This is a genomic window from Paenibacillus sp. FSL M8-0212, assembly GCF_038004645.1.
GTDB lineage: Bacteria > Bacillota > Bacilli > Paenibacillales > Paenibacillaceae > Paenibacillus.
The window spans coordinates 4,645,282-4,670,230 of the sequence record NZ_JBBORP010000001.1; the positions used below are offsets into that span (position 1 = coordinate 4,645,282).

General features: G+C 45.6%; 24 protein-coding genes and 1 other RNA gene. 19 read left to right on the plus strand and 6 right to left on the minus strand.

Annotated features, from left to right (window positions below):
- Positions 1 to 107 precede the first annotated feature (107 nt).
- The 3 genes from MKX68_RS20395 to rnpB all read left to right on the plus strand — a co-directional run bounded on the left by MKX68_RS20395 (position 108) and on the right by rnpB (position 2,449).
- Entirely contained in the window at positions 108 to 866 is a 759-nt protein-coding gene (locus MKX68_RS20395) for a tRNA (adenine(22)-N(1))-methyltransferase (protein WP_340913936.1), read from the plus strand.
- Positions 842 to 1,957: a Nif3-like dinuclear metal center hexameric protein gene (locus MKX68_RS20400; RefSeq protein WP_340913939.1), complete on the plus strand. Its 1,116-nt coding sequence runs from the start codon at positions 842 to 844 to the stop codon at positions 1,955 to 1,957. Before MKX68_RS20395 ends, MKX68_RS20400 begins: the two co-directional genes overlap by 25 nt.
- Before the next feature lie 82 nt (positions 1,958 to 2,039).
- Positions 2,040 to 2,449: RNase P RNA component class A (rnpB, locus tag MKX68_RS20405), an RNA gene on the plus strand.
- Positions 2,450 to 2,706: 257 nt separating this feature from the next.
- Here rnpB and MKX68_RS20410 read toward each other — a convergent pair.
- On the minus strand, positions 2,707 to 3,936 hold the full coding sequence (locus MKX68_RS20410; protein ID WP_307416717.1) for an aminotransferase-like domain-containing protein: 1,230 nt from the start codon (positions 3,934 to 3,936) through the stop codon (positions 2,707 to 2,709).
- A gap of 107 nt (positions 3,937 to 4,043) precedes the next feature.
- Here MKX68_RS20410 and pdxR point away from each other — a divergent pair, with 107 nt between their 5' ends.
- Entirely contained in the window at positions 4,044 to 5,564 is a 1,521-nt protein-coding gene (gene pdxR / locus MKX68_RS20415) for a MocR-like pyridoxine biosynthesis transcription factor PdxR (protein ID WP_340913943.1), read from the plus strand.
- 86 nt (positions 5,565 to 5,650) lie between these two features.
- On the plus strand, positions 5,651 to 5,908 hold the full coding sequence (locus MKX68_RS20420) for a hypothetical protein (RefSeq protein WP_076211601.1): 258 nt from the start codon (positions 5,651 to 5,653) through the stop codon (positions 5,906 to 5,908).
- Positions 5,909 to 6,008: 100 nt separating this feature from the next.
- On the opposite strand, the gene MKX68_RS20425 is transcribed toward MKX68_RS20420, so the two are convergent.
- The gene (locus MKX68_RS20425) at positions 6,009 to 7,883 is read right to left on the minus strand and encodes a S8 family peptidase (RefSeq protein WP_340913945.1); all 1,875 of its coding nucleotides are present in this window, start codon (positions 7,881 to 7,883) and stop codon (positions 6,009 to 6,011) included.
- A 283-nt stretch (positions 7,884 to 8,166) separates the two neighbouring features.
- Between MKX68_RS20425 and MKX68_RS20430 the strand changes: the two genes are divergently transcribed.
- The 6 genes from MKX68_RS20430 (at position 8,167) to thiI (ending at position 13,018) form a co-directional block, all read left to right on the plus strand.
- The gene (locus MKX68_RS20430) at positions 8,167 to 8,673 is read left to right on the plus strand and encodes a YpuI family protein (protein WP_338587982.1); all 507 of its coding nucleotides are present in this window, start codon (positions 8,167 to 8,169) and stop codon (positions 8,671 to 8,673) included.
- 165 nt (positions 8,674 to 8,838) lie between these two features.
- Positions 8,839 to 9,057, plus strand: coding sequence for a DUF1540 domain-containing protein (locus tag MKX68_RS20435; RefSeq protein ID WP_074095869.1), 219 nt, complete (start codon positions 8,839 to 8,841; stop codon positions 9,055 to 9,057).
- Positions 9,058 to 9,092: 35 nt separating this feature from the next.
- The gene (locus tag MKX68_RS20440; protein WP_036615008.1) at positions 9,093 to 9,506 is read left to right on the plus strand and encodes a hypothetical protein; all 414 of its coding nucleotides are present in this window, start codon (positions 9,093 to 9,095) and stop codon (positions 9,504 to 9,506) included.
- A gap of 190 nt (positions 9,507 to 9,696) precedes the next feature.
- Positions 9,697 to 10,449: a lytic transglycosylase domain-containing protein gene (locus tag MKX68_RS20445; RefSeq protein WP_036674814.1), complete on the plus strand. Its 753-nt coding sequence runs from the start codon at positions 9,697 to 9,699 to the stop codon at positions 10,447 to 10,449.
- A gap of 173 nt (positions 10,450 to 10,622) precedes the next feature.
- The gene (locus MKX68_RS20450) at positions 10,623 to 11,771 is read left to right on the plus strand and encodes a cysteine desulfurase family protein (RefSeq protein WP_340913948.1); all 1,149 of its coding nucleotides are present in this window, start codon (positions 10,623 to 10,625) and stop codon (positions 11,769 to 11,771) included.
- Positions 11,772 to 11,776: 5 nt separating this feature from the next.
- On the plus strand, positions 11,777 to 13,018 hold the full coding sequence (thiI, locus tag MKX68_RS20455; RefSeq protein ID WP_036615288.1) for a tRNA uracil 4-sulfurtransferase ThiI: 1,242 nt from the start codon (positions 11,777 to 11,779) through the stop codon (positions 13,016 to 13,018).
- Between the two features lie 122 nt (positions 13,019 to 13,140).
- Here the strand turns inward: thiI and MKX68_RS20460 are convergent, their stop codons facing one another.
- Positions 13,141 to 13,851 (minus strand): TerC family protein, encoded by a 711-nt coding sequence (locus MKX68_RS20460; protein ID WP_047843768.1) that lies wholly within the window; start codon positions 13,849 to 13,851, stop codon positions 13,141 to 13,143.
- An 87-nt stretch (positions 13,852 to 13,938) separates the two neighbouring features.
- Between MKX68_RS20460 and MKX68_RS20465 the strand changes: the two genes are divergently transcribed.
- The 6 genes from MKX68_RS20465 (at position 13,939) to MKX68_RS20490 (ending at position 19,723) form a co-directional block, all read left to right on the plus strand.
- Positions 13,939 to 14,598, plus strand: coding sequence for a TerC family protein (locus tag MKX68_RS20465; protein WP_340913951.1), 660 nt, complete (start codon positions 13,939 to 13,941; stop codon positions 14,596 to 14,598).
- Positions 14,599 to 14,895: 297 nt separating this feature from the next.
- A complete protein-coding gene (locus tag MKX68_RS20470; RefSeq protein WP_340913953.1) occupies positions 14,896 to 15,390 on the plus strand; it encodes a hypothetical protein in 495 nt (164 codons plus the stop codon).
- A 177-nt stretch (positions 15,391 to 15,567) separates the two neighbouring features.
- Positions 15,568 to 17,412, plus strand: a complete 1,845-nt coding sequence (gene typA, locus MKX68_RS20475; protein ID WP_340913955.1) for a translational GTPase TypA — start codon at positions 15,568 to 15,570, stop codon at positions 17,410 to 17,412.
- A 311-nt stretch (positions 17,413 to 17,723) separates the two neighbouring features.
- Positions 17,724 to 18,020 (plus strand): YlaH-like family protein, encoded by a 297-nt coding sequence (locus MKX68_RS20480; protein ID WP_036614990.1) that lies wholly within the window; start codon positions 17,724 to 17,726, stop codon positions 18,018 to 18,020.
- 90 nt (positions 18,021 to 18,110) lie between these two features.
- Positions 18,111 to 19,172 (plus strand): LCP family protein, encoded by a 1,062-nt coding sequence (locus MKX68_RS20485; protein WP_036614987.1) that lies wholly within the window; start codon positions 18,111 to 18,113, stop codon positions 19,170 to 19,172.
- Between the two features lie 98 nt (positions 19,173 to 19,270).
- A complete protein-coding gene (locus MKX68_RS20490) occupies positions 19,271 to 19,723 on the plus strand; it encodes a pyridoxamine 5'-phosphate oxidase family protein (RefSeq protein ID WP_339186449.1) in 453 nt (150 codons plus the stop codon).
- 7 nt (positions 19,724 to 19,730) lie between these two features.
- Here MKX68_RS20490 and MKX68_RS20495 read toward each other — a convergent pair whose 3' ends face one another.
- Entirely contained in the window at positions 19,731 to 20,426 is a 696-nt protein-coding gene (locus MKX68_RS20495; protein WP_133385545.1) for a YhcN/YlaJ family sporulation lipoprotein, read from the minus strand.
- Positions 20,427 to 20,578: 152 nt separating this feature from the next.
- Between MKX68_RS20495 and MKX68_RS20500 the strand changes: the two genes are divergently transcribed.
- Both MKX68_RS20500 and MKX68_RS20505 read left to right on the plus strand, forming a co-directional pair.
- On the plus strand, positions 20,579 to 21,913 hold the full coding sequence (locus tag MKX68_RS20500; RefSeq protein WP_024628438.1) for a PhoH family protein: 1,335 nt from the start codon (positions 20,579 to 20,581) through the stop codon (positions 21,911 to 21,913).
- A 222-nt stretch (positions 21,914 to 22,135) separates the two neighbouring features.
- Positions 22,136 to 23,407 carry an extracellular solute-binding protein gene (locus tag MKX68_RS20505; RefSeq protein WP_340913958.1) on the plus strand — a complete coding sequence of 424 codons (1,272 nt, stop codon included), beginning with the start codon at positions 22,136 to 22,138 and terminating at the stop codon, positions 23,405 to 23,407.
- A gap of 2 nt (positions 23,408 to 23,409) precedes the next feature.
- Here MKX68_RS20505 and MKX68_RS20510 read toward each other — a convergent pair whose 3' ends face one another.
- The gene (locus MKX68_RS20510; protein WP_338587974.1) at positions 23,410 to 24,489 is read right to left on the minus strand and encodes a hypothetical protein; all 1,080 of its coding nucleotides are present in this window, start codon (positions 24,487 to 24,489) and stop codon (positions 23,410 to 23,412) included.
- Between the two features lie 183 nt (positions 24,490 to 24,672).
- Positions 24,673 to 24,909: a DUF2626 domain-containing protein gene (locus MKX68_RS20515; protein ID WP_017687281.1), complete on the minus strand. Its 237-nt coding sequence runs from the start codon at positions 24,907 to 24,909 to the stop codon at positions 24,673 to 24,675.
- Positions 24,910 to 24,949 lie beyond the last annotated feature (40 nt).

The following is a 24,949-nucleotide window of genomic DNA, read 5'->3' on the forward strand; positions in this document are numbered from 1 at the left end:
TTCTTGGTTTTGGAAATTCATCCTTGAAATGTTTTATTGGATTTTATTTTATCGCTTTTCCTTGTTCAATGCAAATCAATAAATTAAATGAATGGTGTAGGTGCTTCATGAAACTTTCGAATCGATTACAGCGAATACATGATCAAATTCCCGATGGCAGCCGCATGGCTGATATCGGTTCAGACCACGCGTTGCTGCCAGTAGCCGCAATCCGCAGTGGTAAAGCTGCAAATGCAGTAGCCGGGGAAGTCAATCCTGGCCCTTATGATGCTGCATGCAAACAAGTCAGCGATGCTGGCCTGAAAGAAAAAATCACGGTGCGTCGTGGAGACGGTCTTGATGTGATCTCTGCGGGTGAAGTGGATGTCATCACCATCGCAGGCATGGGCGGTGCCTTGATTGCTTCTATTTTGGACAGAGGTTTATCCAAACTGGAAGGAGTCCAGTTACTTATTTTGCAACCAAATGTGGGTGAGGATATCCTCAGACGCTGGTTACTGGAGCATCACTGGGTAGTTGTAGCAGAACAGTTGCTCGAAGAAGATGGAAAGATTTATGAGATTATAACGGCGATGCCACAATCTGTAAGCCCGATCGCCAATGTAGAGGTGTATCGTGCACGTCCGCTTCAAGGCGGGACAGAATTGACGGAAGATTTGCTGCTACGGATGGGGCCTTATTTGGTTGATCGACCGACGGATGTATTTTTTGCCAAATGGGAAAGTGAGATCGTCAAACTGCAAGGGGTTGTTAACTCCATCTCCAAATCCGATCAGGATTCTTCCCGGTACAAGGCGGCTGAGGTAGAGCGTCTTATCGCAAACTTGAAGGAGGTTTTGGCATGTTTGCCAAAGGTCAAACTGTAATTCAACTGATGGAGCAACTCGCTCCCAAACATCTGGCTGTACCGGATGACCGCATTGGTCTCCAGCTCGGCAGTTTGCAAAAAGAAATCCGTCACGTGTTAATTGCTTTGGATGTGACGGATGAAGTGGTGGACGAAGCGATTCGTATTGGTGCCAACCTGATTATCGCTCATCACGCTATCATTTTCCGTCCAGTTAAATCACTGAGTACAGATACACCTATGGGTAAATTGTATGAAAAGCTGATTAAACATGATATCGCTGTCTATATCAGTCATACAAACTTGGATGTGGCCGAGGGTGGTATGAATGACTGGATGGCCGAGGCACTTGGCATCGAGAGTAAAGAATCGCTGGAAGATGTACACACAGATCATCTGTACAAGCTGGCTGTCTTTGTGCCTCGTACCCATCATGAGCAGGTTCTTCAGGCCATCCTGGAAGCCGGAGCGGGGAGTATCGGTCAATACAATAAGTGCAGCTTTAACACGGAAGGTACAGGAACGTTTGTGCCTGGTGAAGGAACTCAACCGTTTATCGGTACCCAAGGGCAGATGGAACGTGTGGAAGAAATGCGGATTGAGACCATCGTACCCCAAAGTCTGAGAAGTAAAGTCGTTCAGGCGATGCTTAAGGCTCATCCGTATGAGGAAGTGGCCTATGACCTCTATGCAATGGATTTAAAGGGCCGTACGCTCGGTCTGGGACGCTTGGGACCCCTTAGGGAGCCTAAGACATTAGGTGAGCTTGTGGAGGTTGTGAAGACCCAATTCAATGTGCCTCATGTGCGTGTAGTAGGAGATCTGAACAAGCAGATCAAAAAAGCAGCGGTTCTTGGCGGCTCTGGTAGCCGCTACGCGCTCACTGCCCGTTTCAAAGGTGCGGATGTTATTGTGACCGGAGATATTGATTATCACACGGCTCATGATGCGTTAATGGCAGGTATGTGTATCATCGACCCTGGACATAATTCCGAGAAGATTATGAAACCAAAAACAGCGGATTGGCTTCGTTCCCGTTTGGAAGAGAAACGATATGATACGCAAGTTACAGCTTCAGAGGTTGATACGGAGGTATTCCAATTTATCTAAAAAGACCGTTGCTGTGTAGTTCCCAGTAATATTAAGCTTGTCTGGGAACCTAAATGCCTGTATACTATGTAATGTTGTTCGGAAAGCTTGACAGACAATCGCTGGTGGCCTTTGTTGCCACGAGAGGAAAGTCCGGGCTCCACAGGGCAGGATGCTGGATAACGTCCAGTCAGCGCGAGTTGAAGGATAGTGCCACAGAAATGGACCGCCGATGGCCGGATTTTCCGGCACAGGCAAGGATGGAACCGAGGTGTAAGAGACCCCGAGGAACGCTGGTGACTTCGTTCCTGGTAAACCCCATCTGGAGCAAGACCTAATGGGACACAGCCGCCTCTTCGGAGGAGGCAACCTTAGCCCGAGGTGTGTCTAGGTTGGTCGCTTGAGCTGTGCAGCAATGTATGGCCTAGATAGATGATTGTCGCTTCTGGTGGGAGGGTAGTTCCCGTATGAACCACGAAGAGCACAGAACCCGGCTTACGGTAAGCTTTCCTAACTGCAACAACAACACTATTGCAACACAATGTAGTCCACCTATCAGTCGAGGACAACTCGTATGAATCATCCGATGGCCTGACTGATCAGAAGGACCCATGAACATCTAAAAAAACATAACTCCTGTTGATAACAGGTTCTATAAAAATAAGGCGGCAGTTCCGAGATTCTCGGGCCTGCCGCCTTATTTTTATTTTTCATATCAAGTTAACTAACCTTTATACGCTAAAGAATCGCGAAACGTTTATGACAGTTCATTACAGTGTAACAACACTGTCGGATGTTAAGGAAGCATGCCAACGTTGGATGGCGCGATCCATTCTTTCCACGGCTTCCGGAAGGAGCTCAGGGTCCGTATGAGTAAAGTTGATCCGCATGCGGTTTAACTCTGGTGTACCTGCATAGAAGGAATCACCTGGCACAATGCACACTTTCTCTTGGATCCCGTAAGTGAACAGATTGCTTGCCAGCATGCCTTCAGGTAATTGCAGCCACAAGAACATGCCACCTTGTGGTGAATTCCACGAGATACCTTCCCAAGCTTTGGCTGCCATAAGAGTCGTCAGTGTTTTCATGCGTTGTTCGTAATCCTCTGAGATATGGCGGATATGCGCATCCAGATCGAAAGATTCAAGCAGTGCATGAAGCGCTCTTTGGTCGATACTGCTGGAGTGCAAGTCGGCACCTTGTTTGGCTCGTGCTGCCATTTTGACAATATCGGGAGCAGCCAGTATCCAGCCAGTACGAAGGCCAGGTGCTACCGTTTTGGAGAATGTACTGGTGTAAATAACATTGGAAGGGCCGTCATAGGATGCTGCATCCAGTTCTGCGAGAGCAGGGACATCCAATTGCTCCGGATTGAACCGAATTTCACCATAGGGGTCATCTTCCAGAATGAGTACACCATACTTGCGGCACAGATCCACAGCCTGCTGTCTTCTTTCTCGGGACCATACTTTTCCCGTAGGATTGGAGAACGTGGGATTAATGTAGACAAGTTTTGGACGATGCAACTGGAGCTGTTCCTCCAGAGATTCAGGCAACATGCCGTGATCATCACAGGCTACGCCGTGAGATTCAGCCTGATAGGAATGAATGACTTGCAGAGCAGCGAGGTAGGTTGGTGATTCAACCAATACACGGTCACCCGGGTCAAGAAGGATGCGGCAAACCAAATCAATGGATTGTTGTGAACCCGTAGTGAGAAGCATGTGATCGGGTGAAGCGGGAATGCCCTTGGATTCAAGACGTTCGGCGATTTTGGCGCGAAGAGGACGGTAACCCTCAGTCTCCGCATATTGAAGAGCGGCTGCTCCGCTCATAAATACTTTTTCATATGCAACGCGGATGGCTTCCAGCGGGAATGAAGTCTGGGCTGGTAATCCACCGGCTAGTGAGATCATTCCAGGTGCCTGAGCGGCCTGGAGCATGTCGCGAACGACAGAGGACGGGGTGTTTTGTGCCATTTTGGACCAAGGGATACTCATGTTATTCTCATCTCCTGTTATTCACTGTTATACTGATATTATAAACTATAATAGACGGACTACACTATAACAGTAAAATGAAGATCATAACAGTTGGGGGAGCACATATGCATATTGAATTAAAGCGGGGAAGCAGTACCAAATTGTACCTGCAGATTGCGCTAACGATTGCCGATCGCATCAGATCAGGACTCATTGAACCCGGAACCCGACTTCCTTCTGTGCGTAAAATGACTGCGGATTTGGGTGTCAGCCTGGTCACTGTATCCAAAGCGTATGCTGAACTTGAAGCGATTCAATTGATCACCTGCTCCCAAGGGAAAGGTTGTTATGTGAGAGGTACATTGAACGTGGATCAGACGGAGGATATGGACCGAACGCAGCGAAACCATGCCAACAGTGAATCCAGTACGTCATGGAATTGGCAGATGGCACTGGTGGATTATTTACCGCGAGCGCAGCTCTGGAGACATTTTGATACGTCACCTCAAGTGCGGTATGAACTTCATATGTCAGCAATTCAGCCGGAATTGTTGCCTACACGCGAGATTATCGACAGTGCCTACCGACTCTCTTCCGATCATACAGAGCGTATGGCGGCGTATGGATCTTTTCAGGGAGATCGGGAACTTAGACAGATCTTTGCCGAACATTTTGCCGAGCGTGGACTACAGGCTGCACCTGAATGCATGTTAATTACAAGTGGTGCTCAGCAGGGAATTGATCTTGTGGCACGGACTTTTGTCGGACCTGGGGATGTTGTATACATGGAGGCACCGAGCTACACCGGAGCCATTGATGTATTTACGAGTAGAGGCGCGAAGATCATTACGGTCCCGATGGATGACGAAGGCATGCGTATTGATCTGTTGACACGATTATGTGATACCTATCCACCCAAGCTGATCTATACGATCCCGACCTATCACAATCCAACAGGTATCACGATGAGTGCAAGAAGACGAGCACAGCTTCTTAATCTCGCGCAAAGCTACCACTGCCTCATTCTGGAGGATGATCCGTTTGCAGATCTTTATTTTCGGGACCCTCCCCCGGCTTCCATTAAATCGATGGATGGGACAGGTCATGTCGTATATATCAAAAGCTTCAGCAAGGTGCTGTCTCCTGGTTGCCGTATAGCCTGCGCCATCGCAGACGGAAGTGTATTGACCCGGCTTGTGGCCGCGAAATCTACGGCGGACTTGGGGAGTCCGCTGCTTACACAAAAGGCATTGCAATCTTTCATTCAGAATCAGTACGATGCCTATGTATCCCGATTGAGGGATGAATTGTATTCTCGCTTATGCGCAGCATCTGAAGTGCTGGAAGAGCATGCTACTATGGGCATGCAGTGGCGCTTGCCAGAGGGAGGACTTAATCTGTGGCTCCAACTTCCGAGTAACCTGGATATGCGTGAGTTGCATCATCAGTCACTTGCTGCAGGGGTTTCTTTCCTCCCCGGTTCCGCCTGTTATGTAGGGGAGATGGATACACCAAGTCTGCGTATCTGCTTCACTGTAACAAACGTTGAGCTTTTGTGTGAAGGACTTCGTGTACTGTGCCAAGTCATTGACAGAGTAACACCTGGGCAGGGTGGGACAGTGGCGGACAGGCTACCGCTCATATAATTTTTCGGACTATGGACATACATCCAATCCACTTTCGATCTGTTGCAATAGGTTATAGTATCACCAGAAAGGGAGTTGGTTTTGAAATGAACCATTACTGTCCACCGCTTTGCCCGATTGTCTGTGACCCGATCCAGGTTGTTGAGGATTATTACATCCCACAAATCGTGCCTGTAATTCACCCGATTGAAGTGATCAAAAAACATCACTGTGTTCCGATTCATCACCACATGTATCCTGTTGTTGTCAAAGAAGAAGACCCTTGTTATGTATCCAGCCATAATCCGAAGAAAAAATCCGTGAAAAAATCAAGTAAAGCCCGCACATCTTCTCGCAAGCGCTAAGCGCAGCGGGTGCCCCGGGGAATTGAATATAAACCAAAAGAGCAGCGTACGCCCCGGGGCGCAGCTGCTTTTGTATTTTTGCTGAGTAGAGTCATTACGATTACTGGGTATACTTTTTCATCGTATTATCCATTTGTTGTCTGACATGTTGCGGCCAGAATTGCAAAGGAGCGCTGTTGCCTGATGCGGCTTGCAGTGCCTTATAGACATCGATTTGGCCATAGCCAAAATACTTGTCGTGACCCGGATCACCGAGGTCAATAACACTTTGGCGCATCAAATCCATCACTTCCGTGTTGGTCAAGTCCGGGTTCAATGAACGAATCAAACCTGCAAGTGCGGCTACATGGGGGCTAGCCATGGACGTTCCAGATAAGGCCGCATACTGATTGTTTGGATAGGTACTGGCGATACTGGACCCTGGAGCCATCACATCTACATAATCCCCGTAGTTGGAATAGGAAGCTTTGCTCATATCCGGGTCCGTAGCAGATACGGCAAATACTTCCGGATAGGCAGCAGGGTATCCTGGACGCTCAGTATTATCGTTCCCTGTGGCTGCAATCAGGACGATATCCCGGTCAAAAGCGTATTTAATGGCATCATGAAGAAATTGCGCATCAGCATAATTACCCAAACTCATGTTGATAACTTTGGCTCCATGATCGGCTGCCCAGATGATGCCTTCGGCAACGGCATACGTGGTACCAGAACCTGAGTTGTCGAGTACTTTAACCGGTAGTACCTTGTTATACCAGCTCATGCCTGCCACGCCTTCGTTATTGTTGACAATAGCGCCTATAATGCCTGCGACGTGTGTCCCATGTCCCACATCATCCATCGGTTGGCTTCCCGGCTCGACCACATTATAACCCTCAAGGAGCTTGCCCTTCAGGTCAGGATGATTCATATCAACCCCCGTGTCGACCACTGCTACGATGACATCTTTGTTTCCCTTGCTAATATTCCAACCTCTGTTTGTCTCAATCGCAGGCAGGTTCCACTGATAATCGGAGAACAAAATGTCATTGGGTATCGTTACATCTGTTTGTTCAGTTACAGTATCATTGGTTAAATACATATAGTGGGGTTCCATATAGAGTGGATTCCATTTGCTTTCGAAATAACTATGCAATTGCTTGTAACTCATGTGTTCTGACCGAAAAACATACGTGTATCCCAGCTTGCGCGCAGATTGCGCTCTTAGATCGGATTTAATGATACGCATATCCCGTTCACCGGGATCCTGGCGAAAACGGATGACGATTTCATTTTCGTAAAAATGACTGGCATTTGCATTATCATGTCCGGTCTTTACTGTGATTTCGTTAAGCGTATCCGGGTGAACAGACTCAATTTTGAATTTACCCTCACGCGGATAAGGGATCATGCGCAGATTTTTCCGCTGATGTTGTTCAACAGCATTTAATACGTTCTGGCTGAACAAGGCAATCACAGCTCTTTTGCCATCTTTGGAGGGTTGCCCCATAACAAAATATTTTTCTTTTCCCAAAGGAAAAGAAGAGGATTCAAAACTTTGACGTTTGTTTACCGCTTTTTTGGCAAGGTTGAGCGAATGTTGAAGCTTCTGTTGTTCCAACTTGCTTCCTTGTGTGGAGGCGTGATCAAAGGGCTTGTTAAAAGAGCCATTGGTATTCATGAGATGAATGGATCTGATATGTTCATGTGAACTTTGGAGATCATTCACATATCGGCTAACCTGCGCAGCATTCATTGTGGCGGTTTTCTCCAGCATGATACTGAGATGTTGCTTGGCATCCATACGGGTCAGAAGATCGGTTGCTTTGACATCCTGCACTTTCAGACGCTGTTTACTCGTGTGCTCTTCATGAGCAGAGTCTGACAGGGCACCTGGCTTAGATTCGGGACGATTGGATGTTGGAAGCAGGAGCGTCAGGGCGAGTGCACCCGCACCAGCTGCAAGGGCCCAGTTAATCCATTTCGTTCTGGACATGGTGGATGGAACCTCCTTCGTTCATTTTGGACAATCATTAACAGTGCTTCGTCGTTGTCACTGGTTATATCTATCGTTAGAAAAAGCGGATATTTTTATGCAGGCGAGTTCGAGTCTAACTGCGTATAATAGGCATGTTTAACGGCAGAAGCGGAAAGCATGATTAAGGGATACCGCTCGTCATCTTTTTATGGTAGGATTATAGCTGAGAATTCAAAGGTCAGGGGAAAACCACCGTTGGCCGACCTATATGTAAGGACTTATTTAAGGGGGAGCTACCTTTATGTCAGCAGCCAATGTACAGAAAACATGTGAGTCAACTAGGGAAAAGTTAAAACCGGCTATCGATCGGATTGAAAAATTTTTGAATGATAATGCTTTGCCTGAACTGGATCAGAATCAGACGGAAGAATCAACAGCCTTCTACAAAGGATTTCTTTCAGATCTCCGTCATTTGCTCGTTTTTTCTGAAGTTTCTTACGAAAAACTTGGCGTTGTGCTGCGTCGTGCCAACTTTGATGTCGATTTTGCCGAAAAGGCTCTTTATAATACGTATCACCAATGCGTAAACAGCTTTTTCTATCCCAAAAATGAATGTTATTCCGAAGACGGAAGATACGCTTACACAGGACAAGATGCCATTCGTTTCCGTGACAAGCCAATCCGTGCAGTACGGGATGTCATTCTTGAGGTTTCCAAAACGTACGAAGAATTGCGCGATGATCTGGCATATTATGAAAGTGATTACCTGACTCAGCGCCGTATGCAAAATCAACGGAATCACGCCTAATTAACGTTTAAACCTGAATATGAAATTGGACGAAACCGCCCTTGTGGCGGTTTTTTTGTGTTTTTAGTGAGAATCAGACGAAGTGTGATCATGTCATCATCTGGCATTTTGACGGGGAATATCAGGTTTGTGGCGGGGAGACAATAGTAGTCGAGGTGATAAAAAATGAGCCAAGACAAACCAATTGTCAAATGCAGCGTCTCCAACTGCAACTTTTGGGGAGAGAACAACTTCTGCCACGCTGATGCCATCATGATTGACATTGACCAACATGCCACCCGTCGTCTGCATGAGGAATTTGCCGGTGAGACATTTGACTCCGATCATCATGATCATGCACGCACATCCTCTGCAACATGCTGTCACACGTTCAAACCCAAGTGAGCAGTCATCCCTATTCATAACGGAGGTGCTTCCCAATGAAAAATGACGATAATAAGTTTAATTTTCAGGATCGCCCTAAAATCAATGTTGACGGTGAAAAACAGCGTATGCGCGTCGATTATCCCAGAAAAGCACATCGGGAAGAATACGGGGCAGAGGTCGCTCCTCCGACTGTCGTAAGAACTGGAGGTACCGAACGGGCAGAGCCTGTACCTGAGAAGCATGAGGCAGACCGGGTCATGGAATCAACAGGCAAGGTTGCGGGTTACATGGGACTTGCCTTCGGGATCGCGTCTTTGTTCATGTGGTCAATCGTACTTGGACCGGCCGCAGCTGTACTGGGTTACTATGCATATGTGAATGGTCGGAAGACAGCGGGAGCCTGGTCCATTGGACTGGGTGTTGTAGCTACGCTGAGTTATTTTTTCATGATTCCATTCGCTCGTTAACGTGTAAAATGATTCATTCAAAAGCCTTCTGTTCTCACCCAAATGCGGTGAATTACAGAAGGTTTTTTTCGTATATGCGCAGGTTATGTGGAGAGATTCATATATTTTTATGAAAACAATGGAACCTTGCTGTAAAACGATGTAGAATAAGGTCATAATACGCTTAATTATACGGGAGTGGGTATAACTCATGCAGATTGATCCAAGCGGATCGCGGCAGTTGTTGGAACTGCAATTGTCAAATGTGAATAACCAAACCAGTGGATCACAATCGGATGCTGGTTCAACAGTGGATTTCGCCAATGTGATGGACGGGCTGTTAGGTACGGGTGCCAATTCGACGAGCAATACAGATTCCACCGCGACGGTCTCCAAAAGATCCAGTGATGGTTTGTTGTGGCTGCAACTCGGAAGCACGTACAATCCGGATATAAATACGGCAGGATCGTCCTCTGTCTCCAATAACATCGTTGAGTCTTTATTATCTTCATCCAATACAGGAATCGTGGATTCCGGTGCATCTGTACCTACGGATTATGAATCTTTGATTGCTGAGGCAAGTGCGAAGTACGGTGTTCCTGAATCATTGATCAAGGCCGTCATTGACACAGAGTCCAATTTCAACCCAAATGTCGTGTCCTCAGCTGGTGCCAAAGGGCTCATGCAATTAATGGATGGCACGGCTGCAGGGCTTGGTGTGAGTAATTCATTTGATCCTGCCCAAAACATTGATGCGGGTACGAAGTATCTTTCCCTTCAGCTCCAGCGTTTCGGTGGAGAAGTGAAAATGGCACTTGCTGCATATAATGCAGGACCAGGTCGTGTTTCACGTCTGGGCGTGTCGAGTGATAGCGAACTGATGAGTGTACTTAACCGTCTGCCTTCAGAAACTCAGAATTATATCTCCAAGGTAGAGAAGGCACAGTCGAAATATGTGATTTAAACTCACAGATAGACATTTGTGAAAAACACATGATAGGCAGGATGAGATCAAATGTGGGAGCAGTAGCGCTTGAAACGCCTGTTCCCGGTTGGTCTTTTTGTGTTGTATGGGTATCGTGTTACAATGCTCACTGTAGGTTCAAGAACGAAGAGATAAGGGAGGTCTAACCTCATTTGAAATATTTTGATTATGCTGCAACCACACCTCCCCATCCTGATGTGATTCGTACGATGGCCGAAATTATGGAGACACAATTCGGTAATCCGTCCTCCATCCATGGGTATGGAGAGCGTGCCGATCAGTTGCTGCGTCGTGCTCGATCTGGATGTGCTGCGGCAATCGGCGTTAAGCCAGAAGAGATTGTATTTACTTCCGGTGCCACCGAGAGTAATAATCTTGCGATAAAAGGTGCGGCATTACGTTATCAGTCACGAGGCAGACATATCATCACTACGGCTACCGAGCATGCCTCGGTATATGAAAGTTTTATGCAATTGCAGCAATGGGGATGGGACGTGACGCTAATTCCTGTCAATTCCAATGGTGTGGTGAACGCTCAGCAGGTTGTAGACGCGATCAGGCCCGACACGGTGCTTGTGAGTCTGATGCATGTAAATAATGAAACAGGAGCCATCCATCCGATTGCAGAGATCGGCAAACAGCTCAAAAAGAAAGCACCACGCGTGCTTTTCCATGTAGATGGTGTTCAGGGTTTTGGGAAAATAGAGGCTACACCTGCTGCTTGGGGTGCAGATCTGTACAGTCTGTCTGCTCACAAGATTCGTGGACCGAAGGGAGCAGGTCTCTTGTATGTGCGTAGTGGAGTGGAGCTTACGCCGCTATTGTCAGGAGGATCACAGGAGCAGGGACTAAGAGCAGGCACAGAGAACGTGGCTTTGCTGGTAGGTATGGCAAAGGCCATGCGAATGGCAGCAGAAGATCAGGTTGATTTTGCCCGGCGTACAACGGTGCTCCGTGATCGATTGATGGAAACGATACGTGTTATTCCTGAATTTGAATTAAACAGTCGCACAGAGGGTGCACCTCATATTGTGCACTTCTCCTATCCCGGGATGAAGGCAGAAGTGGCGCTGCACACCTTGGAGCAACTTGGCGTAACCATATCGACCCAATCTGCCTGTTCTTCACGTTCGGCTGAACCGAGTCGGGCTTTACTTGCAATGGGCAGAGATGCAGCTTGTGCTGCTGGTGGATTGCGTATTAGTCTTGGAGATGAACATACAGAAGAAGATGTAGCCTTGCTTGAACAGGCTTTACATCAGATGGTGGCGCAGTTGCGGCCCCTCGAAAGGCGGATGTAATGGATATGAAATATGATATGCTACTTCTCCGTTTCGGAGAGTTTATGTTAAAAGGCAAGAATCGCGCCCGATTTGAGAAAACGATCATTACACAGGTGAAAGCTTTGCTTAAACCTTATCCAGGAGCGAGCCTTCGCAAAGAATATGGCCGTGTCTATGTGGATCTTGGCGGCGAATCACATACTGAACTGATTAAGGTGCTGAAGCGGGTATTCGGTGTGATGTCGATTAGTCCGGTTAAAGTTACTCCATCCGAGCTTGATGAGATTGTGAAAACTGCAGTTGCGTTTATGGACGAAAGGGAGGACGAATTCAAAGAAGGCACCACATTCAAGGTAAATGTAAGGCGGGTATGGAAGGAGTTCCCGAACTCTTCCCATGAAATGAACCATTTGGTTGGTTCCCCGATCCTTCGGAAGTTCCAGCAATTGAGTGTTGATGTTCGCCAACCTGATATTGAACTGCGAGTGGAAATTCGGGATCAGGGCACCTATATTTTCAACGAAACCATTCCGGCAGTAGGCGGGTTTCCGCTGGGCACGAATGGCAAAGCAATGGTACTGCTATCAGGTGGTATAGACAGCCCGGTTGCAGCCTGGTCTTCCATGCGCCGTGGACTTGAAGTGGAATGTGTACATTTTTACAGTTACCCGTTCACAAGCGAGCGCGCCAAAGAGAAAGTCATTGATTTGGCACGTGCCCTTGCTGATCATGCAGGAACAATCAAGCTGCATCTGGTTCCGTTTACGGAGATCCAAACGGCATTTACCCAGCTGGGTCAGGATAACCTGATTATTACGCTGATGCGACGTTCAATGCTGCGAATTGCCTCCAAACTTGCTGAGCGTGAGCGGGCATTAGCACTGATCACCGGGGATAGCCTGGGCCAAGTAGCGAGTCAGACTCTTCCGAGTATGAATGTCATTGGTCGTGCGACGGATCTGCCACTGTTGCGACCACTGGTTATGATGGATAAACAGGAGATCATTACCTTGTCCAAACAGATCGGAACGTATGACATTTCTATTTTGCCTTATGAGGATTGCTGTACTCTCTTTGTGCCAAAGTCACCTTCAACCAATCCAAATCTTCGAATTGTGGATAAAATAGAATCAACAATGAGCCATCTGTCAGAATGGGTGGATCAGGCGGTGGAACAAACTGAAACGATCACACTGCACGCCGGTGAAACTTCTGTGGTAACGAATCCAACAGGAGACAATGGCATGAAGGATGACTGGTTCTAAACTCGATAAAAATTAGCATGGCTGACATAATAAGGGCTATGTTAACTGCAAAAAAGGACTGTCCGATGAAATATCATTCAGTCCTTTGCTGTATTCAGATGAAATTTTTAGTTTAAATTAGCCTACGAATAGGAGCGCTGCTGTTCCCCACCAGATCCCTTGTGGCTGGAACTGCTGGAGCGTTTGCGATAACCTGCAAAGACTACACCTGCAATAACTACAACGATAAAGAGAATGCGCAATGCCGGATGTTCAGTAAAGTAAGGCAAGAGTCGCTGTTCCTCAGTGATCATATTGGAAGCCGTATACCCGAGAACAATGGCTCCGACATAGATGATCCAAGGAAAGTGATTAATTAGCTTGATAAACAGGGTACTGCCCCAGACGATAATAGGTACACTAATCAGGAGTCCAAGGATGACAAGCACGAGATGCTGCTGCGCTGCTCCAGCAACTGCAATCACGTTATCTAATCCCATGGCTGCATCCGCGATCACAATGGTACGAATAGCAGTCCACAAGGAAGTTCCCGCTTGGACATCATTGTGTTCATCTCCCTGATCCGCCAATAATTTATAGGCAATCCAGATCAGGAGTATGCCTCCCACAAGCAAGAGCCACGGAACTTTAAGCAACCATAAAACAACAACTGTTGCTAAAATTCGAATCAAAAGTGCGCCGCCAGTTCCATATAGAATCGCCTTTTTCTGCACGGAAGGGTGCAAATTTCGAGCTGCGAGACCAATGACGATGGCATTATCCCCAGCCAGAATTAGATCAATAAAGACAACGTTCAGCAAAGCCAGCCAGAATGTGGGACTAAATAGCTCCATGAGATATGTCACTCCTTATATACGGTTCAATCATTAAGAATAGCATGGACAACTCCGACATACAAGTTAATGTGGGGGGATGAGGACATGGATACACTATGGCTGTTAACTGAAATTTTAATGATCAATCTGGTATTAAGTGGAGATAATGCGGTTGTTATTGCACTTGCCAGCAAGGATCTGCCACCAATACAACGCAAAAAAGCGGTATGGTGGGGAGCTTTTGGTGCGGTGCTGCTGCGTTGTGTGTTAACCTTTGTAGCGGTATTATTGCTGGGAATTCCCTTTATCCAAGCGGCAGGTGGGCTGCTGTTACTCTGGATTGCAGTAAAGCTGCTGCTTCAAAATGAGGATGAAGTACATATTCGAGAAGCTTCTACGACCTGGAAAGCCATTCAAACCATTCTGATTGCCGATTTTGTAATGAGCTTGGATAATGTTTTGGCCATAGCTGCTTTGGCAGATGGAGATTTGGCTCTGATCGTCATCGGGATTGCAATCAGTATCCCCATCGTCGTATGGGGGAGTGGGTTGATTGTTGGTTTGTTGAAGCGATTTCCGATTCTTGTATTCGTTGGATCAGGCATCCTGGCCTTCACAGCAGGTGAGATGGTAATGAAAGACCCCAAGTTAGGAGAATGGCTGGGAGGTATGACATCAGAGGTGCATACGCTGCTACCCGTAGCCATGGCTTGTCTTGTGGTTGCGATTGGAGGCGCACATAAATTTGTGCGGAAGAACGCATAGTTTAATTTTGGATAAAAGCTTGAACATATGACCGTCTGAACCGTCCGGTTTAGGCGGTTTTGTGGTGAGATAATCCGCTTGTCAATACAACAACCATTGGGCTGGTCATAAGTTGCACATTTTAGGGTAATACAGGTAAAGGACACACGCAAAGTGCGACATAAAGTATAGTTTTTTGCCGAAACATCGGATACACTAGAAGCATGATTATAGGTTTGAATATCAACAGTCAACATGGAATGTCTATCGTTTATGAAGAAATAAAGTACATAGCCATAGTATAAGAGGTGATTTTAGATGAGGATGAGAAATGAAAAAGCGATTGGACTATTTATTGCAGCTGCGGGAATTATTATTCTGCTTGGCAAGTTTGGCGTGTTTGGATTTATTGGTCGTAATTTCTGGCCTTTGCTGATCCTGCTGCCAGGCATCGCCCTTCATGCGTTATATTATGCGCGTATTTCACCATCGTGGTCACTCGTTCCTGCCGGCATACTAACGGTGTATGGTGTTTTATTCAGTATAACGAATACATGGGGCGTTGGACTTATGAGCAGGCTGTGGCCAGCATTCTTGCTTGGGATCGCCATAGGGTTACTCGAATATGGAATGGCTGAACGACGAAGACCGGAATATGTGTTACCTGCAGCTTTGATCCTTGGTGCAGTGTCCATCATATTATTCGGATTTACCTTGCTGCAAACGGGAATAATCTATGTACTTGCTGTCCTTTTGATCTTGGGTGGAGTCTGGTTATTACTTGGACGAGGACGTCAAGGGAGAGGCTGGTAACATTCCCAGTGGTCTTTTCGTGCGAAATATCTTGATTTTTACCTATAATAAACTATAATATAAGGGATATAGACATGCGTCGGGATATCACCGACGCTTATTTTGTGAGTAACCTGCGAAATTGCGGGAAGTTTAAGTAGATATGATTTGAAATTGGAAAGGATATGGATACAAAACATGCATTCAAGAGAACACATTCGCAATATTGCGATTATTGCCCACGTCGACCACGGAAAAACAACACTCGTTGACAAGTTGCTCCAGCAATCCGGTACTTACCGAGATCACGAAACGGTACAGGAGCGCGTAATGGACTCCAACGATTTGGAGCGTGAACGCGGTATTACGATTTTGGCCAAAAACACGGCTATAACTTATAAAGATTACCTGATTAATATTGTGGATACACCAGGACACGCCGACTTCGGTGGTGAAGTTGAACGTATCATGAAAATGGTTGACGGTGTATTGCTCGTTGTTGATGCTTATGAAGGCTGTATGCCACAAACGAAGTTTGTACTTCGTAAAGCACTTGAGCATAACCTGACACCAATCGTTGTTGTAAACAAAATTGACCGTCCAGCGGCTCGTCCGACTGAGGTTATTGATGAAGTATTGGACCTGTTCATTGAACTGGGTGCCAACGACCAACAACTCGAATTCCCTGTTGTATATGCTTCCGCATTGAACGGAACATCCAGCATGGATAATGATCCTGCCAAACAAGATGACAACATGATGGCGATCTACAACACCATCGTTAGTCATATCCCACACCCTACCGAAAATGTTGAAGAACCGCTTCAATTCCTCGTTACTTTGATGGACTACAATGAATACCTTGGCCGTATTGCCATTGGTCGTGTTAACCGCGGTGTGATCCGTCAAGGACAATCGGTAACGGTTATTATGCGTGATGGTAAGAGCAAAACTGCACGTATCGAGAAACTGTTTGGTTTCCAAGGTCTCAAACGTATTGAGACGGAAGAAGCAGGAGCAGGCGACATCGTTGCCATTGCAGGGATCAAGGACATCAACATTGGTGAAACCATTGCCGACCCTAACAACCCGGAAGCTTTGCCAGTTCTGAAAATTGATGAGCCAACACTGCAAATGACGTTCCTCGTGAACAACAGTCCATTCGCAGGTCGTGAAGGTAAATGGGTAACTTCCCGTAAACTTCGTGAGCGTTTGTTAAAAGAGTTGGAAACAGACGTTTCCCTACGTGTTGACGAAACGGATAGCCCTGATGCATTTATCGTTTCCGGACGTGGTGAGCTTCACTTGGGTATCCTGATTGAAAATATGCGTCGTGAAGGATATGAGCTTCAAGTATCCAAACCAGAAGTTATCGTAAGAGAAGTTGACGGTAAGAAAATGGAACCTGTTGAGCGCTTGTTGATTGATATCCCTGAAGAGAGCATGGGTTCCGTAATGGAGAGCCTGGGCGCACGTAAAGCAGAGATGGTTAACATGGTTAACACAGGTAGTGGTCAAGTTCGTCTGGAGTTCCTGATTCCAGCACGTGGTTTGATCGGATATAGCACAAACTTCCTGACATTGACTCGTGGTTACGGTGTAATGAACCATGCATTTGACAGCTACGCTCCAGTAGTATCCGGTCAAGTGGGTGGACGTCACCAAGGCGTGCTGATTTCAACTGAAACAGGTACATCTACGTTCTATGGCATGATGGGCGTTGAAGATCGCGGTACGCTCTTCTTGGAGCCGGGTACTGAAATCTACGAAGGTATGATTGTTGGTGAACATACACGTGACAATGATATCGTTGTTAACATCTGCAAAGAAAAACAACTGACTAACGTTCGTTCTTCTGGTAAAGATGATACGGTTAAAATTAAAACTCCGATTATCTTCTCGTTGGAACAGGCGCTTGAATATCTGAATGAAGATGAATTTTGTGAGATTACACCAAAATCCATTCGTCTTCGTAAGAAGATCCTGAATAAATCCGAGCGTGAGCGTGCAGAAAAACAACGCAAAATGGCTTCTAAAGCCTAATAATAATAACAACAAAATAAAACATATAAGTTAACGTTTGATGGAACACATATGCACCATCGGCGTTAATTACAACCCACTAAAGTAGTGGAGGATACGGAATCGATTCTGTAGGAGCGAAGCGTTCGCCTTTATCCCCGGATTTTACCATTGAAAAATGGATCAAAAAAATTTGGGGATAACAGCGACCAAAAGAACGATCCGAATCCGAAACGGTCATATTTCAGAGCTTTGTAATTAATGTTGTTGGTGTTGTTCCATCAACCAGTTAACTTATACTCTAGCATGAACACGAAAGGAGCTGGCTGTGCATGCAAGCATGGTTCGCATCACACCCGATCGTAGCCTACATCGTCATCTTTGTATTGATTACTTACGTATATAACAAGGTGTTTCGGGTACGTCAGAAATTGCCACTTGGTAAGGAAATCGTTCTCTATATTTTGATGGCGATGGGCACATTCATGCTTCTTATTTTTCAAATCGACAAGCTTCCCATCATTCAATGTTTGCTGGTGGCGGTTGGTTTGATGTTATTAGTGAGAGTGCGTTATTTTATTGAAGGTCGTCAAAAGAAAAAAGCGGAAGCTGCCGCTCGAAATTCATAAATCCTGTCTTGTACAGACCATCCGTTTTCCTTAGGGAAAGCGGTTGTCTTTTATTTAGACAAAAACAGATGTGATAAAGGTGTTGAAGATATGAACTCAAATTCGAACGGACTGCCTCCACGGAGACAGGCACCGACGCAATCCGGTGCTTCTGGATCGAAGAATGGCAAGGGCAAGCAGCCTAAGAAGAAAAAGAGAATGAATGCTTTTGGCAGAATCCTTTTAAGTCTATTGGTTATTGCCATTGTGGTAGGCGGTGGATATGCGTACTGGGTATACAATCAAGTCGTGGATACAGGCATCGATAAACCGGTACCTCCCGGGATGTCAGCCACAACCAAACCGATCACGATGCTGTTATTAGGCACAGATAACCGTCCTGAAACTGGCACATATCTCTCGGATGTTGTTATGGTGGCTTCGTTGAATCCGGAGACCAAGACGGCAACCATTGTATCTTTGCCTCGAGACACGCGTATTCAATTGGATGGATACAAATCCAACAAGCTGAATTCCTATTATCCAAGATTCAAAGCACAGGAAAAAACCACTGGCAAAAATGCAGAGGATCAGATGAAAGAAATGATGGGCAAGTATTTGGATGTAGATATTAATTATACAACCGTCCTGAATTTCCAGGCATTCCGTGATGCTGTCAATGCCGTAGGTGGCGTGGATGTGACTGTGGATAAAAATATGTGTTATAGAGATACAGCCGATGGTACAGATATTAATCTGGTCGCAGGCGCACAACATCTCGATGGTAAAGCAGCACTAGATTTTGTTCGTTACCGCAAATCCAATTGTAATCCAAAGACTGATGAATCCAATGACTTTGATCGTAACAAACGTCAAAACCAAGTGCTGAACTCCATGCTGGATCAGATGAAATCTCTTGGGGGCATTACAAAGATCAGCAAAGTGATTGGTGCAGTGGACAAGAATATGACGACAGATGTGGAATCGGAACAAATGAAAAACTTTATCTCGACGTATTGGAACATTTCCACTTCGGATGTGCATTATACTCCGGTTACTGGAGAGTGGAGAAGTCCATATGTGTATATTAATGAAACGGAACTCGCCAATGCCAAGCAGGCTTTACAAGATACACTTTCAGGTAAAGTAACGGCTTCGCCTTCAGGCGAATAACCTTCATTCTTTTGGGATTGGAAGCACGTTAATCGGTATGCTATAATAACATAAACCAAGTATAAGAATTGCATAAAGAAGGTTAGGGGGCTGGTTGAATGTCCGAAGCCGTCACACAATTAACTGAATCTCTTTTACAGCAATTCAAGAATGAGACCTTTGTGCTTCTGAGCACAGTGGATGTAGAATCCGGAGGTCCGACTTCAACAGCCATCTCCTGGATTTATGCGGAGAATGCTTCTACTTTTCGTGTAGCAATTGATCATCGTTCACGTTTAGTGAATAACATGATTACTAATCCGCTCATTACGGTTACTGTCTTTGGAGAAGAGACGGTGTACGCAGTGAACGGACGTGCTGTGGTACGACAAGATCCGCTGCTGGACGTTCCATTTAATATGTGCTGTTTCGACATTACAATTGAAGCGGTGAGGAATGCTCTGTTTTACGGCGCTCAATTGTCCTCTGTGCCTCAATATGTCAAAATATATGATCAGCGTGCTGCTGAGAAATTAGATGAGCAGGTTTTTGCTGCAATGAAAAAAGCCTAGTGAGAGATCACTGGGCTTTTTGTTGTCTTTTGTCAGATGAATGCAGCTGCTGCATTTGTTGTTTTTGATTCACGTTTTCATCCGGATTTTGACGGACTTTGACATCTTTCGGGAGTTGAGGGATAATTCGTCCCACCATGTCAGCAAGTTCTGAAGCAAAACCGGAGATTGGGTGCCCTTGACGAATATGTTCACCGATTTCTTTAATTCTTTCGGTGACATCTGCATCAGCAGTAACGATGGAATCTACACCTTCGGGGTCTTTGCGAAGTGCTTCGGCAACTGCGTACTTAATGGTACCAACCCGAGCACGTTCCAGTTCACCATCAACATCGATGCCAACTACGGCTGTATTACCGAGTATGACGCAGTTCGCATCTTCAACACCTTCCACTTGCTTGGCAAGGGCTTTAAGGTGATTGATTCGTTTTTCATTTGGCATCCGGCCACTCTGTGCATCATCCGCAATGTTGGTATCATGGACTTCACCTGTATTCTCATTGAGGCGGTCCAAACGTGAAGGATTCATCCGATCTTCCTGTGCATTGAGCATGTGAGATCCTTTCCCTTGATCTTGCTGAGTTGTTACATTTCCTCCGTAACCTTTCGCATGTGTACCTTGATTCGGCGAAGCGCTACGTGTGGAACTGTTGCAACCTGTAAGTATAAAGATCAGAAGCAGCGTGCAAACCCATATTTTCATAAATGTTCATCCTTTCTTGGAGTTTTTCAGAATGGTTGACAATTATTTTGCCCTAGTCGAATACATTTATGTATGGGATCATGATTGTCCATGCCGCTGCTGAAAGATCACACTATCCATGCCTTTAACGACGCCGCTTTGGAGGGGATTGAATGAAAAAGATTTTTGTATTGGATACCAACGTGCTTCTGCATGACCCCAATGCCATATTTGCCTTTGAGGAACATGAGGTAATCATTCCCGCGGTTGTACTGGAGGAGATCGACTCCAAAAAAAGAAATGCCGATGAAATTGGGCGTAATGCCCGTAATGTATCCAGACTGTTAGACGGATTACGTGAGCTGGGTCACTTGCACAGTGGGGTACCTTTGGCTAATGGAGGTAACCTGAAAGTAGAGCTGAATCATCGGAGTTTCGTGAAAGTTCAGGAAATGTTTGGTGAAGTGTCCAACGATAATCGGATTTTGGCTGTCGCACTGAATTATCAGATTGAGGAGAATGAAAAGGAAGTAGTCGAACGTCAGGTCGTGCTTGTCAGTAAAGATGTACTTGTGCGTATCAAAGCGGATGTACTTGGTCTGTTCACACAGGATTACTTATCAGATCGGACGGCAGGACTCAGTGAGTTATATCCAGGTTATACGGCCCTAAAAGTTCATCCGTCAGTGATTGATGAGTTTTACACATATCGTTTTTTACCAATCAAACCGTTACAATTGTCTTATTCGTTGTATCCGAATGAATTTGTCATTCTCAAGGATGAGATGGGAACCAATAAATCGGCTTTGCTTAAAGTGAACACAGAGGGAACCAAGCTGGAGCCGCTTTTCCTCAGTAATGACAATGTCTGGGGCATTAGCGCACGTAACGCACAACAACGCATGGCACTGGAACTGCTTTTGAATGATGACATCCCGCTTGTTACCATCACCGGTAAAGCTGGAACAGGGAAAACCTTGCTGGCACTTGCAGCAGGTCTGCTTAAGGTAGAGGATGATCATAAGTACAAAAAACTGCTGATCGCTCGCCCTGTTGTTCCCATGGGGAAAGATATCGGTTACTTGCCTGGTGAGAAGGAAGAAAAACTTCGTCCATGGATGCAGCCGATTTATGATAATCTGGAGTTTTTGTTTGACACCAAAAAAGCCGGAGATATCGATAAAATTCTAATGGGGCTTGGCAGTATTCAGGTGGAGGCTTTAACGTATATTCGTGGAAGATCGATACCTGGACAGTTTATCATAATTGATGAAGCCCAGAATCTCTCCCGCCATGAAGTGAAGACCATTGTATCAAGGGTCGGTGAAGGCAGTAAGATTATTTTGATGGGAGACCCTGAGCAGATAGACCATCCGTATCTTGATTCTGCCAGTAACGGCCTGACGTATATCGTGGAACGGTTCAAGCAAGAGGGAATCAGCGGACACATCATGCTCGAAAAAGGAGAACGGTCCAAGCTGGCACAGCTTGCAGCTGATTTATTGTAAAATTAAGGGGGATTTATTTCCCGGAAAATGTTGTTATTGAAGCCGGCTCCTGGAGCCGGCTTTTTGCTGAAAAAATAAGTAAGCGTTATTACACAGAACTCGATATGCTCGTATTATGCAAAAATCCGAAAAAGTGTTTTTCGGCAGGGTAGGACAAGAGTACTACTTATTTGTTACAATAATTGCTGCAGGAAAAAACTAGGTGAACAGGGAGGGAAGTTAATGAAGCGTAGACATCAGGTTGTTTTGTTCGCGGTATTGCTGCTTTCGTTAACGATCTTGTCACCGAGTTTTGACTTTAGAGGTTCACAGCTCAATCAGGAACGCGACCAGGAGAAGGATACCTTTCCGGGTTCGTTGTCCCGTAATGAAGATGCTCAAGCTCCGCTGGAGATTGTAGTGGCCATGTCGGATGTAGAGTTCCAAGCCTTTCAAAAAATAGCTAAAGAAGTTGCTGCTTCCCAGCTGGTAGAGATTAATCTTCGGAATGAGAAGCCGGATACATATAAGCATGTTTTGGATCTTGAATTTTCACTAGGGGAGAATGGTGATGTTGTTCTGCTTGATAGTAAGGAAGTGCAATACTATGCCCAAAAAGGGTACCTGTATCCGTTAAACGGAACAACATTGTCGAAGTCGCTAGGAGATACGGTAGTTGGGTTACGGGGAATGACAGAGTGGAATGGTTATCAATGGGGGATGCCTTTTGATTTTGATCCGTACATTCTGGCTGCACAATCTTCATTTCTGAAAAGATCTGGTCTGGAGTCATTACCTCACAATAAAGATCAGTGGGTCAGACTTACTCAACAAGCCATTGCGGAAGGCATCCCTTTAATTACAATGAACATCAATGATATGTACGGGACAAATGCGTGGCTGAATCATTTGGAACCAAGGATGGCGCCAGATCAAGTTAGTCAAACGCAAATAGATTCGCAAACAAGAGATCTTCAGCAGGGGATTCAGTTGATGAATCAGATTCAGCCCCTTATTAGGCTCAAGTCTACCAATCCAGGGTTTTCTCCAACTGCTGACCAGAACGACACACCGATGGTTGTATCATTGTTATCTCAATTATTAAGTGCAGATCAAGAGAGTGCAGTTGATGAAGATTCTTTGGAGCGGTTTTCTTTCGAAACCTTGGAAACTGTAAACTCCAGAAGCCTCGTTATTACTGCGGGTTCGGTTGAGGCTGAGGAGGCCAGTAGATGGATTGAAGGAATGACGTCCGCTACGACACAGCTGAAATGGTACCAACAGGTTAACCGGTTGCCCGCAAAGCAACAGGAGCTGGATTTGGAGTCTGAGAAACTCGTTGGACGTTATGATATGACAAAGGGACAATCCTGGTTCTCAACCACCCAAGATGTCCCCGCTGCAACGACCGAAAGTCATGCTCTAATAACTCGTTTTCATAAAAAAGTACAACAATTCTTAAAGGGAGAAATTACAGCGAATCAATACGTAGACAGTATTAGAACGGCGAACTAACTTTAAAAGGATATAGCTAGTTTTACTTCCAGTATGCCTTCACTTGTTGAAACATCGGTTGCTTTGACAAACGACAGGATTTTCTGTGGATAGAACCCAAGGTCAAATTCTCTTTCCAGCATTCGGCGAGTAGTGTCTGGTAATTCAAGCTGGTTGAATACAAGTTTGTCCACATGAAAACGAATGGAGTTTTGAGGTTCATTTTCTACCGTATAATGTCCTTCAATGCTTAATTGCAATTGATCCCGCTGACCGGAAGCTATAATCTTATCCTGATTAAACTGAAAGGCAAAATCTTCAAAGATTGAATTTTGGGAACGCAGAAATGCATTAAGCTCATCCTGCCCAATTCGAATCGTATACGTTGTTCCAGTCGTGGATATACCTCCGTTTTGTTTTTGGATAAAATCGGGCAGGTTCTGCATGGCAGATGCCAATGCTTTGAAATATCGTTTCACCTCATAGATGCCGATATTCTCCCAATAAAGGGTTAATTCATCCATCAGTTTCTGAATCGCTGCCGCATCTCCGCTGGTGGCTATTTGGGCATCCACTTCTTTTTGCAAGGTGACTACACGTTCCCGCTGGTTTTGAAGATTAGTCTTCATTTCGGTTAATTCTGTTGTAGTCTGACGAATCTGAGTGGAAGTCTGTTGCAGGGTGTGATAACGGTCCTGATACTTGTCCAGCACAGCCTGATCCCGTCCGATAATAATCTGGTAATAATCATACAGTACAAACAAGTCTTTGAACGACCTGGCTCCCAGGACCGTCATGAGGAGGCTGTCGCGTTCTCCTGTGTAGTAGGACCTCACGACAGCTCCGGCCCGATCTTGCTGAATATGTATCTGCTCTTCCTGTTCCTGAAGCTGGACGGATAATGTCTCGTATTGTTGAGCCAGCTGTTTCTGCCTTTCGGCGATCCGTTCGATTTCGTGATCGATTTCAACGATGGATAGACTTTTTTGCAATATCTCACGTGTATCCTCAGGTGAAGACTCTCCATAGGCATGGGCTAAAGGTAGCTGGAGGAATAAAATGATGCATAATATAAAGGCGGCAATGCCGTATTGACGATTCACCGATCCATTCTCCTTTCCGCTTCTTAAATGACAATCGTACAGGCTTGTTGTCTTCCAGACAATATATGAAACAAATACGTGAAATATCCTTAGTGGTTACATAACACCATGAACATTCATTAATCTGAACACAACAAAAAAGCAACCCGACAGTTATCGGATCACTTTGATGCTGCAGGTGGATTAGAGCGGCAACCCCATTTCGAATACGGTCCAGTAGCTGAACCCCGTGAATGTTACGATCATATAACCCCAGAAGAGCAATATGTACGTTCGCTCGGTAAATTTCAAGTATCCCAAAATGACAAAAAACGCAGTCTGCAGGAAAAAAAGCAAAGCCATTTCGACCAGATCTCCCGCAAAAGCCATCAGGCCAATTGCAAGCGTGAAGAACCCGAGTACCCGAAACATGCGTGCCACGGTAAATCCTCCTCTCCTAAGTACGTTCATAGATTGTCTA